The organism is Pseudidiomarina andamanensis (assembly GCF_009734345.1).
GTDB classification, from domain to species: domain Bacteria; phylum Pseudomonadota; class Gammaproteobacteria; order Enterobacterales; family Alteromonadaceae; genus Pseudidiomarina; species Pseudidiomarina andamanensis.
In genome coordinates, this window is sequence record NZ_CP032551.1 from 1,461,228 (window position 1) to 1,475,030 (window position 13,803).

Here is a 13,803-nt window from a genome sequence, read left to right on the forward strand (position 1 = left end):
AGAGAGTAAATGAACGTACTGGTAATTGGCGGCGGTGGTCGCGAACACGCTTTAGCATGGAAAGCAGCGCAATCAGATGCGGTGCAAACGGTTTTTGTTGCTCCAGGTAATGCAGGTACAGCAACTGAAGCTGGCATCGAAAACGTGGCTATTGCGGCAGATGATATCGACGGATTGTTAGCCTTTGCGCAGGAAAAACAAATTGGCTTGACGATTGTCGGCCCTGAAGCGCCTCTTGTTCTGGGTGTCGTCGACAAATTTACTGCCGCTGGATTATCAATTTTTGGCCCGACTCAAGCTGCAGCACAACTTGAAGGGTCAAAAGCGTTTAGCAAAGATTTTCTTGCACGTCACAATATTCCGACCGCCGCTTATGGCACCTTTACCGATATTGCGGCCGCAAAAGAATATGTACGCCAGCAAGGCACACCCATTGTGATTAAGGCTGACGGATTAGCGGCCGGTAAAGGCGTGATTATTGCTGAGAACGAAAGCGATGCTTTCGCCGCCATTGACGATATGCTGGCTGGTAATCGTTTTGGCGAAGCTGGTAGCCGTGTGGTTATCGAAGAGTTTCTGGTAGGTGAAGAAGCCAGCTTCATCGTTATGGTCGACGGTAAAACGGCGTTACCGTTTGCTTCAAGCCAAGACCATAAGGCCCGAGATAACGGCGATAAAGGCCCAAATACGGGCGGCATGGGCGCTTATTCACCAGCTCCAGTGGTTACCCCTGAAGTACATGACTGGGTAATGCAGTATGTGATCAAGCCTACCGTAGAGGGTATGGCTGCCGAAGGGCATCCATATACAGGATTTTTATATGCTGGGTTAATGGTTGCCCCAGATGGCACTTCTAAAGTATTAGAATTTAATTGCCGTTTTGGTGACCCAGAAACGCAGCCAATTATGATGCGCTTGCGTTCTGACCTTGTTGAACTGTGCAAGTCAGCATGTGCTGGCGATCTAGCGGGTAAAAACATTGATTTTGACCCGCGCGCGACGGTTGGCGTCGTGATGGCAGCCGGTGGCTACCCAGATAATTATGCAAAAGGCGATGTCATTAAAGGTATTAAAGCTGCCGAAGCAAACGGTGCAAAGGTGTTCCATGCGGGAACCAAGTACAATGACAAAAACGAGTTAGTCACCTCTGGTGGGCGCGTTTTATGTGTTACCGCTATTGGCGACAGTGTTACTGATGCCCAGCAACAAGCCTATGCAGCGCTTAGCAAAATAAGCTGGAACAATGCCTACTTCCGAACCGATATTGCACATCGAGCCATCGCTCGCGAACAAGCATAAAAAAAGCGCCGTGAAGGCGCTTTTTTTAATCCTCAACGACTAAGTCGTCGTCATCACCACCACCGCTGATTTCGAAAGCTTCATCGGTGTAGCGACTGCGGCCGTACATACTGCCTACTTTTGGGCGATTAATACGGGCCTGATATTTCGACCACGCCTTTTCAACTGGTGAATCAGCTGCTTTTTCGCCTCTAGCAACGGCTAATAATGACTGTTCTTCGGCTGATTCTGGTTCTAGTTCACCACTCATCAACGCCGCAATCAAACTGCCGTGTTTAGCTAACAGCTCACTTTCGCGAATTGAAAAATCGCCCGAACGAGCAAATCCGTACGGGTAGTTTTTGAAGTCGTTAAACGGCTTCTTGATTATTTGATCACGGTTCATTGTTGCCATTGTGTGCCCATCCTCCAGACCAACAACTACAGGTAAACGGTAACGCCTCTTTGCGTCACTGACGATATAGAGGCGAAACCGCAAGTTGTCAACAATTTTCGAATTTTTTTACGTTTTTATTCCGAACAGATGTCACTAATGAACCGTTAGAATCGATAGTAAACTGAAGCGCCAATACTGCGTCCGGCTTCGGCTAAAACTGGCAACGACGGGTCATTTATTGGCATGCCGCTTACTCGAGCATGACGCCAGTAACGTTTGTCAGTGAGATTAAATACGCCTACTGTCACGTTTAAGTCAGGGGTGACATACCAGCGTGAAATCCAATCAAAAGTCGCATAACCAGGCGCTGAAAATAATGGATTATCGGCTTCATCAACGAGCTCCCGCTGCCCTCGCACGGTAGTTAAAACCAGCCGTGTATCCCAGTTTTGTGCTTCATATTGAAGCTCGGCGATTAGTCGAGGTGGCGTTACGTCGGCAAGGTTTCGCCCACTTTCGCGATCTTCGCCACGGCTATATTCCGCACTGATTGCGCTCGACCATGCATCGGTCCACTGTTGCTCCCAGTTCGCTTCAACGCCTTCAATCACAACCTTGTCGCGGTTAATTGATTGAAAGATTAGCAACTGGCGAGCCGGATCAAATCCCAAAGAAGCTCGGCTTTGAATAAAGTCACTGTAACGATTGTGATAGGCGGTAATTGACCACTGAGTATCACTATCGCGCCCTCGAAAACCGGTTTCAAAGGCGTAACCACGTTCGGCTTTTAGATCAGGGTTCGCAATAGCAAGCACGCGAAATTGAGGATAATACAAGCCAATATTTACATCTGAAAATGGTGGTGCTCGGTATCCACGTGCATACTGAGCAAACCACTCTGCATTGTCGCTAACCGACCAAATAATGCCTAATTTAGGTAGCCACGCATCGTGTGTTAAGTCAGTTACCTCTGAATCGGGATAACGTTCTACGAACAGAGCATCATCGCGTGTACGTAACTTATAGTGTTCATAGCGTATGCCAGGGCTTAACACGGGCCCCTCTTCCCACAATTCGAACTCATCGTGCAGGTAGACGCCTAACTCAGTCACACGACTTCGAGGAAAGTCACGAAGCGGAAAGGTTTCACCCAAGAGGGTTTTCGTTGTCGAGTTGGTAACTAGGTTGGTCTGTGAGGCATCACGTTGATCTTGAAGCGTCGAACTCATCAGTTCAAAACCATAACCGATACGATGACGAATACTCGCAAGTTGCGTGTCGGTTTCGAGATCGGCGCCAAGCCCTGTTGTTGTTTGCTCGAAATCAAATAGACGCTCGATATCGAGTGGCTCAGGTAGTAACATTCGTTGCTCAAACGAATCTTGTTCTATTTCGGTGCTTTGGTGATATAACCGCCAGCTTCCGCGGTCAATCCAACCCAGCGGATCGATGTTTAATTCGGCAAGTAATCGATACTGATTACGGCTATCATCGCCAACCAAGCTGGTTGTTGCACTAAGTCGACCGGTACCAATAATTGACTGAATATCGGTATCTCGCGATTCATTCATCGCATCCAGCGTAAACTGCCATTCACCGAAGCCAGTGTCTGTTTCTGCACTAACTAACAGCGCCTGCTGACGACGATGTTGCTCATCTCGCATCGCATCAGTTAAATCAGCCGAGCGCACATCTTCACCGTATTGAACGGCGCCAGCTAATAATAAACGCGTGCCGCCACTACCGAAAGCTGTGGCACCCATTAAATTGGCGCGATTACTATCAGAATTAAACCCTGTTTGAACGCGAGAGCCGCGCTTACTGTTTAGTAATACATCTTCTGCATCAAGCAGATGAACAGCAACCACACCACCTAAGGCTTTACTGCCATACATGGTCGATGCTGGCCCGCGTAAAATTTCAACTCGACTGGCTAAGCCTAGCTCGAGTAACCCTCGCCCCGTATCGGAATAGCTGCCGACCGCAAAATAATCTGCGACGGGAACTTGGTCTATTACAACTGCGGTGCGGTTACCGGCAATACCACGTATACGAAAACCGCTGTTACCAAACCGGCTACTATCGTCATCGAGCTCTACTCCTGGTTGATACCGCACTAAATCTGCAGCGTTAATGACAAGATCACGTTGTAAATCATCTTCGTTGATGATGGTTACCGTACCTGCAACCTCGGAAAGTTGGCGTGGTTGCCGATGGGCAACCACGGTTATCACTTCCATGTCAGCATCTTGCTGAGTTGTTACTGCTTCGTTCACTTCTTGTGGTAAAGCCAGTGTTAGCTGGGGCATGAAACCGAATACCCCAGCCACAACACCAGCAAGTGCTGTGTATTTCACGCTTAGTACACCTCGTTCCGTGTGTTGTAATTGTTGAACTTGCCAGTTGGAGTAATGATTTTTTCTCCTTTAATGACATGCTTCAGTTTACGTGTCTTATCATCCACAATAACAATCGCTGATTGTTCCTCTTGGCCACTCCAAACCGAGAACCAAACTTCATCACCAGCCATGTTGTACTCAGGCTGAACGATACGTTTTGGACCCGGACCTAAGTCAGCCCACTCCGCAATCGGTAAAGTTTTGAAGCCAGCATCCAAATTATTGATATCGAATACCGCAACCGACTGGGAAACTTTGGCATCAGGATTGAATGGTGTATCCACCCATAGGTTGTTCGATTTTGGGTGAGTTTTGATGAACAGCGAGCCGCCACCTTGGCCTTCTAACACGCGAACAACTTTAAATGCGTTGTCTTTGTGTTTTTCAGGGTCAGTACCGATTAGTGTGATATCGGCATTGCCAAGGGCGCTGGTGGCCCACACAGGTCCATATTTCGGATCCACAAAGTTAGCACCGCGACCTGGATGCGGAATACGCTTCACCGGAATTAACGCTTCCAATTCACGATCTAACGCATCAACAACAGCGATGGTGTCGTTCTCGTTTGCGGCAGTTAAGAAATAGCGACCTGAACGATCCCAACCACCGTCGTGCAAGAATGGTGCGGCATCAATAGTGGTCACCTGCAAGTTATCGATATCGGAATAATTGACGAGCTTAATTTGGCCAGTCTCTTTCACGTTCACGATAAATTCAGGGTGCTTGTGCGAACCAACAATCGCTGCTACACGAGGCTCTGGGTGATATTCTTGCGTATCAACTGTCATACCGCGAGTCGAAACAATCTTATGCGGCTCCAATGACTCGCCATCCATCAACACGTAATGTGGTGGCCAGTAGGCGCCAGCAATCGCGATTTTATCTTCATAGCCCTTGTAGCGAGAGTTCTCAACAGAACGCGCTTCCAGACCAATTTTGATTTCAGCGACAACTTGTGGCGGATTCATGTAGAGGTCAATCAAGTCAATTTTGCCGTCACGACCAATGGTGGTGAAATAACGGCCTGAACTTGAGGCTCGAGAAATGTGAACGGCATAACCAGTCTTCACATAATTCAGAACTTTCTTACTGTCACCGTCAATAATTGCAACTTCACCAGCATCACGCAGCGTCACTGCAAACATATTGTCGACATTATATTTGTGCTGAGGTTTTTTCGGACGATCTTCAGGTTTCACATGAACAATCCATGAATCCTTCATGTCTTTCATACCCCACTCTGGAGGCGTTGGCGGTTCATGTTGCAGAAAACGCGCCATCATATCGATTTCTTTCTCACTGAGCTCACCGGAAGTACCCCAGTTCGGCATACCGCCCGGCGACCCGAAGTTGATCAGCGCTTTCAGATAATCGGTACCTTTTTTTTGGGTAATATCGGTAGTTAACGGGAGACCAGTAGCACCTTTGCGAAGGACACCATGACAACCAGCGCAGCGTTGAAAATAAATTTCCTGCGCTTTCGCAAACTCTTCTTCGCTAATATCTGGAGCGCCTGGTGTTCTCATCATTTTACCGCCAGAGACGGTTGATGGTGCACCTTTGTAGCTCACTTCAGCTACAGTCGAACCCTGATGAGGCTGCCCTTCGGCACGATCTTTCAATCCAAGTTTAACGCGAACTTGCTCCACTTCGTCTTCAGTGACTTTACCGCCTTTATTGCCCCAACTCGCCAACACATAGTTCGCGATATCAGCAATATCGTCATCACTGATGTGCTGCATCGGTGGCATAACCGCATTATATTTTTGACCATTTACTTCTAATGGACCCGATGCCCCTTTTAAGATGGTACGCACCACATGAAGTTTATCGTTGGTGACATTAGGGTTACCCGCCAGCGGAGGAAACGCGCCAGCTAAACCTTGACCATTTGGTTGGTGACAAGCTTGGCAATTGGCCTCATAGGCCTTTTTGCCATCGTCTGATGCCGACGCAACCGAACTGCCTGCGGTAAGAAACAGTCCCGTAGCAATGGCTAATGCCGACAGCTTAGGGTAGAGCTTAGATACACTATTTGGTTTCATTAGATGTCCTCCTTGTGGATCATCGAGAAATGAGACTACCGTGTCTAATCGTAAGCCTAGTCGCTGTTTATATTTTGATCTATGTCACCAAAGAGAGTGTGGTTACTGGGCATTCATGAGTACCTCCTAAGAGGTACGCACACGTAGCCCCCAGTCTTCCCAAGCTTGCTTTGCGAGTTGGTCACGAAATTGCGGTGCCGCGATACTAATCAGTGACTCGGCACGTTCGGTCAAACTTCTAGCCCGTAAATTGGCGACCCCAAACTCCGTCACAACATAGTGAACATGGGCGCGCGTCGTCACAACGCCTGCGCCTGGGTTAAGCATGCTACTAATTCGCGATACCGTGCCACCGCAAGCGGTTGCTGGTAGAGCAATCACCGAACGACCACCTTCAGATAGGCTAGCACCGCGCACAAAATCCATTTGCCCACCAACACCGGAGTAAATTTTCGTGCCCATGGAATCGGCACAAACCTGTCCGCTTAAATCAATTTGCAGCGCGCTGTTAATGGCCATGACTTGTTTGTTTTGACGAATCACTGAGGTGTCATTGGTATATTCAACGTCAAGAAAGGCCACCAGCGGGTTGTCATCTACAAAGTCATACAGTTTCTGACTTCCCATCGCAAACGTCGTCACAATACGACCACGGTGTTTGCGCTTACGTGAGTTATTGATAACGCCACTTTCAACTAATGGCAGAACGCCATCTGAAAACATTTCGGTATGAATACCTAAGTCTTTATGGTTGCCCAAGCAACGTAAAGTTGCATCAGGAATCGCACCGATACCCATCTGTAAGCAATCACCGTCATTAATGAGGCTTGCTACTCGCTCGCCAATTTGCGTGGTAATTGCCGACTGCTTCGGCTGCGCATGCAATGGCATCGCTGCTTCATATTCAAAGTACCGATCAATCTGCTTTAACGAGATAAATGAGTCGCCGTGTGTTCGTGGCATGCACGGGTTAATCCAAGCAATGACTTTACGCGCAACTTGCAATGCCGCCCGCGTAGCTTCAACCGATATACCTAAACTGCAATTGCCATGCGCATCTGGCGGAGAAACCTGAATTAACACCGCATCAAGCGGTTGCTCGCCCGAGCGAAACAGTTTAGGAATTTCAGACAAAAACATCGGTACGTAATCTGCTAAGCCTTCATTGACCGCGGCACGGGTTGATTTACCGACAAAGAAAGCGCGTTGCCGTAGGTGACCTTTTAAACCCGGATTACTTAAAACTTCACTATGTTCGGTATGTAATTGCAACAAGGTTAAATTGCGACGAGATAGCGCCACTTCGGCGAGCCCTTCGAGCAATTTATATGGTGTTGCAGCCATTGATTGGCACCAGATGACATCATTATCTTCAAGAATTTGTAACGCCTCTTGTGCATTTTGAACGAGCATAGTGATTCCTTTTCAGTTACATTTTAAACGTCATTCATCAACGTAAGTTCAAACATAGTATGAAAGTATTCGTTATGCTCGGTGCAATCAATATGGCGTTAGGGGTAATTCTTGGCGCATTTGGGGCACATGGTTTAGAGAAAATGATTAGCCCAGCAATGGTCGAAGTATTTCAAACGGGCGTTCAGTATCAGATTTATCATGCGCTCGGATTATTGATGGTTGCGGTACTCCTAATTCCATACCCGAAGGCAACTGGGTTACGCACCGGTGGCTGGATTATGCTTGCCGGCATTATCTTGTTCTCCGGAAGCCTTTACATGCTGGCACTAACGGGTCTCAAATTTTTTGGTCCGGTCACGCCTATTGGCGGCGTTTGCTTTATTGTGGCGTGGATTTGGATTTTTTGGGCGATGCTCAAGGAGTTCTAATGAAAAAGTCGACACTTGTTGCTCTTAGTTTATTGATGATACCAACTGCTATTGCATGTAATATCCCGTGGCAAAAATGCTGGCATGGACAAACATTGCAGGGTCAACAGTGCACGGGCGAGGTTGTCTTATTGTCTGCCTTCGATGCGAAGCAAATGTTGCAAGACGACCCGAATTTGCGCTTGCCCACGCGTGTAGAGCTCGAGATGTTTTTTATGGGGAGTCATGTTGCTCCACTACGGGAGCATGCTCATAGAATTCAAAAGTTTCAAGTACTAACCAGCGACTTTATGCAGCATGGAAATGAGTTTTTAGCGACAACCGTGGACATTCGAAATGGTCGAGTAGAACTTATACCGTGGCGAGAGCCGACACTCGTCATTCTTCGTAAAACGAATACGTCTCCTTAGCTCAGGTCGCTTGTTTTCATAAATTCCGAGCGCTCCGGCAACCGCTGAACGACCAATGTAGAAAGCGCCAGCAATACCCCTGAAATAATCAAGCACGCCAATAATCCATTTTGTTGGTAAACCCATCCGGACAACACTGTTCCTAGCAAGCGTCCAGCCGCATTCGCCATATAGTAAAAACCAACATCAAGAGACACACCGTCGGCTCGCGAGTACGAGACAATAAGATAACTGTGTAACGATGAGTTGATGGCGAATAGAAGACCAAACAGCGCTAAACCGCTAATTAAAGTTGGTGCAACTGGCAATTCTTGCCACAGCGCTATGGCCAATAATAATGGGCTAAGTGTCAACAACGCACCCCACATCACCGCTTGATGCGACGTTCGGTTATTCGCTTTAGCTGTGGTAAGTTTTGGCGCAAAACCTTGCACCACGCCGTACCCAATCACCCACAAAGCAAGAAAGCTTCCAACTTGCCAATGATCCCAGTTGAGTTGGCTGGCGAGGAATACCGGAAGAGCTACCACAAACCATACATCACGAGCACCGAACAACAAAAATCTCGCTGCAGAAAGGATATTGATCGGGTGGCTTTTTGATAAAAGCTCGTTAAATTTCGGTTTGAATTTAGCTTTACCCGTGTCCTTTTTAAGAAATATCAAACTCGACAGCCAAACCACCGATAGCATGCACGCCATGACTAAAACGGCACCAGCAAAACCTATCCAGGTGAGCAATACACCACCTAGAAAAAAGCCAATTCCTTTTAGCGTATTCTTCGAACCAGTTAATAATGCCACCCACTTGTACAACTGACCTTGAGCGGCTTCGGGCACCAGTAACTTAATGGTGCTTTTAGCGCTCATTTTGTTCAAATCTTTCGCTATTCCTGAAAGCGCTTGAGCGAACATAACCCAAATCACTGTAAGCCAATGACTGGGAACTAACAGCATGATTAAGGCAATAATTTGCAGCCCTAAACCAATATTCATGGTTCGGTTGAGCCCCCATCGGGCTCCCAAATACCCACCAACTAAATTCGTCACCACACCAAAAAACTCGTAAAACAAGAACAGCATGGCGACTTCAAGCGCGGAATAGCCGAGTTGGTGGAAATGCAATACCACCAACATTCGCAACGCGCCATCAGTGAGAGTAAACGCCCAATAGTTGCCTGTTACCAACATGTATTGGCGAATAGCGGGCGATAAACGAGCTAACATGAGCCAACTTTCTCCATGAGCTCGACAGTACGGTTGGCATAGCCCCACTCATTGTCATACCAAGCATAAAGTTTCACGTGAGTGCCATTAATCACTTTGGTTGAGAGTGCATCAATAATGCTCGAGCGCGGATCGGTTTTATAATCAATGGATACTAACGGGCGCTCTTCATATCCAAGAATGTTTTTTAAGTCGCCCTGAGCTGCCGCATTCATCCAACCATTAACTTCCTCCACTGTCGTCGGCTTTTCAACTTCAAATACGCAATCGGTTAACGATGCATTAGCTAATGGTACGCGCACCGCATGACCATCAATTTTGCCCTTAAGCTCTGGAAATATTTCGATAATGGCTGTCGCTGAACCGGTCGAGGTAGGAATGAGGCTCATCCCACAGGCGCGCGCACGGCGCAAATCTTTATGCGGCGCATCAAGAATGCTCTGGGTATTTGTTAAATCATGAATGGTGGTGATTGAGCCATGCTTGATACCGATCTTTTCTTGCAATACCTTAACGATCGGTGCAATGCAGTTGGTTGTGCACGAAGCCGCCGTAACGATGCGGTGCTGGTATGGGTCAAACAGTTGATCATTTACGCCCATCACAATATTTAAAGCGCCAGGCTCTTTTACGGGCGCCGATACCACCACCCGTTTAACGCCTTGCTGTAAATAGTCGTTCAGAACCGCAACGGTTTTCATTTTACCCGATGCTTCGAGTACTACAGCGCAATCGCCCCAGTTGTTCTCTGAAATTGTTTTGAAGCGGGTAAAAGGAATCGATTTTTCCTGAATCACCAGCGCCTCATCAGAAGCCGAAGCTTCTTGTTGCCAGCGCCCGTGTACAGAATCGAAATTGATTAAATGTGCGAATGTAGCCGCATCAGCGCCGGGATCGTTCACCCGCACTAGTTCAAATGCAGGGTTCTGTGCAATTAAGCGCAATGCTAGTCGACCAATTCTACCTAAACCGTTAATTCCTACTTTAATCGCCATAAATTACTCCGTAGTATTCTTTGAAAGATTTCCAAGCTGCGGATTATGCGCCGCTGCTACTGCAATTGTTTGTCGCATCCAATCGGGTAACGCAGGATTCAATCGATAATGTACCCATCGATGATCCCTTCTATCCAGCAGCAAGCCGTATTCGCGCAATTGGGCCAAATGACGTGAAACTTTTGGCTGGGACATACCTGTTATCTCAACAAAATCACACACGCATAACTCATCTTGGCGCGCCAACATTAGAATCATAGACAACCGTAACGGGTCAGCCATTATCTTGAAGAAGTCTTGTGGGCTATTGAAGAGGTGTGGTAGCTGCATTCGCTTGCGTAGGACTAGTAAGAACATTCGAATGCGTTCGCTGAGTTCTTTCGCCGTGCGCAAGAACGAGTCAGTTTTCATGCTGGAGACCGGATCAGAAAAATCCCATGCGATAAAGTTAATGCCCTGAAAGTCTGTCTGGCATTCAAGTCGCGCGCGGTCACACAAGCTAATAACATAATCGAACTGCATATCACCAAGGCTTTTAATTGCCTTTGAGTGCAGCCCTTCCGTATTTACGTTCAACACTGATAGTGCCGCCAATGCCTCTGGCTCAACATGCGAGGGCTGAGTGCCTGCACTAAACACGTCAACATCAGAGCCCGCAAAATGCCGCATAATGGCTTCGGCCATAATCGAGCGAGCCGAGTTGGCTGAACATAGGAATAGAACTTTCATCGACTATCTCATATCTGAAAAATCACATATATGATAAAACAGATATCAAAAATCAGGCAATAAAAAACCCGAAAGTTTTGACGCTTTCGGGTTTTTCGAATTTGGAGCGAGAAACGAGATTCGAACTCGCGACCCCAACCTTGGCAAGGTTGTGCTCTACCAGCTGAGCTATTCTCGCATGTGTTAACGAGGGCGTATTTTACGGATTCGGCTCACGCCGTCAACCACTTTTTTCAGTTGAATTGTTCGTTCGCTCGGAATTTGAACACCCTGCAGCTTTTTTCCACAAAATAGGCTGCGGCGGCACTTGCACGCCACCATCTTGATTAACAAACACTAATTTATTTTGTTCGACCTTATTCAACCAATCTCGAACAATACTGGTTTGCTCAATCCAGCCATGTAATTCACAGCGAAGTTTTTGCAATTCTGACGCCTGAGTTTCCTGCGACATCGCCGAAGGTGTTATGAAGAGTGCGAGTAAAGCAATCACAAAGCGCATCAGCTCTTCTCCTTATTCTTATTTGCTTGCGTAATCTTTCGCTCGAGCTCTTTTAACCGCTGCGGTTCTTCTTCAGGCATGTGCAAGTAAAAAGTACTACTCAAAATGGGCATGCCATCGGGTAATACTTTATTTTCAAATACCAGCTCTATCACCAATTTCCCCATGTGGCTGTCTTGGCGAAACGATGGACTCAAAAATAAATCTGGGCGCGCACCATTGGTGGTGACTTCCTGAGGGAAATAACTCGAAATCACTGCTGCAATGCGTTTGCCAATGAGTTTTTTGTAATCTTGCTCATACGCATGAAGTTGCGCATCTACCGGTAAATAGCGATATACCGAGTAAGTTAAATACGCTTCAGCAAATCGGGCTAATTCGTCGCGATGCTGCTGCGAATTAGCCTTCCCAAGAATGCGGTACAAGGTGTCTTTAGCAAAATCACGAAAGCTTTCGCGTAAATCAGTAAGTGGACGCCACTGCTTTGACGTGAGAATGGCCTTTGCACAATTACGAGCTCGCGCATCCCAGTCTTCGTATAACTCCGACATACTCGGAACGCCTGAACCATGGGTCTCCAACAACCACTGCTTGGCTGATTGATTCATACGCTCTTCAAAGTAACCTTCAAATTTCACGAAATTACGATACTCGCCTCGCGTTAACGCTTTAAAACCAGCCGTCATGCTGAGCTGTAATGGTAGGTATCGCTGGTCGTGGTCACGATTAAACATCAGTGCTTTCGCAACGAATCCGTTTAAAATTCGCTCATCGTCATCAGTTGCAGCACGTGTAAGCGAGTTGATGTAATCATCATAAAGTTGTTCACGCGCTTGCTTCGCTTTACGTCTTAAACGAAACGGTTTGTATGGAACATCCTTCGTCACTTTCAAAAATGTTTCATAAGCAATGATTGTATTTCGTCGTTCCGCGAGAAAGAAATTGCGCTGATGCGAACGCACTTGTCTCCAGGCAAAAAATGCGAAACCGAATGCTTTGTTGAAGCCCCACAATAATGGCGGTAGTAGCAACCAAATATAGTTTGAAAACCAGTGACCTGGGAGCATGAAGGGCCGCTTGATTTCCATTTTTTCTAATTCAGTAAGAGGTTGCTCAGTACCGGTTGCCGGTGCATACCAAACCAACTCGGCAAACACTTCAAAGGGCAGCCAGCGGTTGATCTGCCAACTGAGATAGGCTTTTTGCTCACCGTAAACCGTTTCAACCTGCTTTTGTTGGTCAGCAAATGCGACATATTTCGGTGGGCCATAAGTCAGGCCCATAAAAATAATGAAAACTGCAGCAACGAGCCATTTAATCACGTGCTTAGCCTTCCTTGTTGTTATTATTATTTAAATAAATTCACTCGATAATATTTCAATTCTTCAATCGATTCACGAATATCTGCTAAAGCGGTGTGCGCGCCTTGCTTAGTTAAGCCATTTGCGACTTCAGGCGCCCAATATTTCGCGAGTTGTTTCAATGTACTCACATCAAGGTTACGGTAATGAAAGTAAGTTTCTAACTCCGGCATATGCTTGGCTAGGAAGCGGCGATCTTGGCAGATACTATTCCCGCACATTGGTGAACTGCCGGCCGTCACCCACTTTTGTAAAAACTCGATGGTTGCATCACTCGCTTGCTGTTCGTTAAATTCACTCGCTTTAACACGCTCGACTAGCCCTGATTGCGTGTGGGTTCGCACATTCCACTCGTCCATCTTATCTAAATTGGTCTGCGATTGGTGTACTGCAATAACAGGACCTTCCGCTAATACGTTTAGTTCGTAATCAGTCACTATAGTCGCAATCTCAATAATGTGATCGTAATCTGGTGTTAAACCGGTCATTTCTAAGTCGATCCAAATGAGACGTTCTGCGCTCGCTGTCATGCAATTTACCTTATTTGATTACAATTAAGTTCAGGCACTATTGTGCCGAATAATGTATGATTGCCTCTAGTATGTACTGGAATTAAT

13 protein-coding genes and 1 tRNA gene are annotated in these 13,803 nt (G+C 46.9%); 3 read left to right on the plus strand and 11 right to left on the minus strand.

From position 1 onward, the window contains the following. Positions 1–9 precede the first annotated feature (9 nt). Positions 10–1,299: a phosphoribosylamine--glycine ligase gene (gene purD / locus D3795_RS06975; protein ID WP_156267377.1), complete on the plus strand. Its 1,290-nt coding sequence runs from the start codon at positions 10–12 to the stop codon at positions 1,297–1,299. 25 nt (positions 1,300–1,324) lie between these two features. On the opposite strand, the gene maoP is transcribed toward purD, so the two are convergent. The 4 genes from maoP to D3795_RS06995 all read right to left on the minus strand — a co-directional run bounded on the left by maoP (position 1,325) and on the right by D3795_RS06995 (position 7,532). Beyond that, the gene (gene maoP / locus D3795_RS06980; protein ID WP_156267379.1) at positions 1,325–1,693 is read right to left on the minus strand and encodes a DUF413 domain-containing protein; all 369 of its coding nucleotides are present in this window, start codon (positions 1,691–1,693) and stop codon (positions 1,325–1,327) included. A 146-nt stretch (positions 1,694–1,839) separates the two neighbouring features. Next, positions 1,840–4,032, minus strand: coding sequence for a TonB-dependent receptor domain-containing protein (locus D3795_RS06985; protein ID WP_156267381.1), 2,193 nt, complete (start codon positions 4,030–4,032; stop codon positions 1,840–1,842). Between the two features lie 2 nt (positions 4,033–4,034). Next, positions 4,035–6,119, minus strand: coding sequence for a cytochrome D1 domain-containing protein (locus D3795_RS06990; protein ID WP_156267383.1), 2,085 nt, complete (start codon positions 6,117–6,119; stop codon positions 4,035–4,037). Positions 6,120–6,245: 126 nt separating this feature from the next. Further along, positions 6,246–7,532, minus strand: coding sequence for an acetyl-CoA hydrolase/transferase family protein (locus D3795_RS06995; RefSeq protein ID WP_156267385.1), 1,287 nt, complete (start codon positions 7,530–7,532; stop codon positions 6,246–6,248). Positions 7,533–7,591: 59 nt separating this feature from the next. On the opposite strand from D3795_RS06995, the gene D3795_RS07000 reads away from it, so the two are divergent. Beyond that, positions 7,592–7,963 (plus strand): DUF423 domain-containing protein, encoded by a 372-nt coding sequence (locus D3795_RS07000; protein ID WP_156267386.1) that lies wholly within the window; start codon positions 7,592–7,594, stop codon positions 7,961–7,963. After that, positions 7,963–8,373 carry a hypothetical protein gene (locus D3795_RS07005; RefSeq protein WP_156267387.1) on the plus strand — a complete coding sequence of 137 codons (411 nt, stop codon included), beginning with the start codon at positions 7,963–7,965 and terminating at the stop codon, positions 8,371–8,373. The genes D3795_RS07000 and D3795_RS07005 overlap by 1 nt, the downstream gene beginning before the upstream one ends. Here the strand turns inward: D3795_RS07005 and arsJ are convergent. The 7 genes from arsJ to orn form a co-directional block, all read right to left on the minus strand. Beyond that, entirely contained in the window at positions 8,370–9,599 is a 1,230-nt protein-coding gene (gene arsJ / locus D3795_RS07010; protein WP_156267389.1) for an organoarsenical effux MFS transporter ArsJ, read from the minus strand. The genes D3795_RS07005 and arsJ overlap by 4 nt on opposite strands. Beyond that, a complete protein-coding gene (locus D3795_RS07015; protein ID WP_156267391.1) occupies positions 9,593–10,594 on the minus strand; it encodes an ArsJ-associated glyceraldehyde-3-phosphate dehydrogenase in 1,002 nt (333 codons plus the stop codon). The genes arsJ and D3795_RS07015 overlap by 7 nt, the downstream gene beginning before the upstream one ends. A gap of 3 nt (positions 10,595–10,597) precedes the next feature. Then, the gene (locus tag D3795_RS07020) at positions 10,598–11,323 is read right to left on the minus strand and encodes a metalloregulator ArsR/SmtB family transcription factor (RefSeq protein WP_156267393.1); all 726 of its coding nucleotides are present in this window, start codon (positions 11,321–11,323) and stop codon (positions 10,598–10,600) included. Positions 11,324–11,425: 102 nt separating this feature from the next. Continuing rightward, positions 11,426–11,501 (minus strand) — tRNA-Gly (locus tag D3795_RS07025). Positions 11,502–11,543: 42 nt separating this feature from the next. Further along, complete coding sequence (locus D3795_RS07030) at positions 11,544–11,825, minus strand: hypothetical protein (RefSeq protein ID WP_156267395.1); 282 nt, start codon at positions 11,823–11,825, stop codon at positions 11,544–11,546. Further along, entirely contained in the window at positions 11,825–13,147 is a 1,323-nt protein-coding gene (locus tag D3795_RS07035) for a hypothetical protein (RefSeq protein WP_156267397.1), read from the minus strand. The genes D3795_RS07030 and D3795_RS07035 overlap by 1 nt, the downstream gene beginning before the upstream one ends. Positions 13,148–13,173: 26 nt before the next feature. Then, positions 13,174–13,716: an oligoribonuclease gene (orn, locus tag D3795_RS07040; protein WP_156267399.1), complete on the minus strand. Its 543-nt coding sequence runs from the start codon at positions 13,714–13,716 to the stop codon at positions 13,174–13,176. Positions 13,717–13,803: the final 87 nt, after the last annotated feature.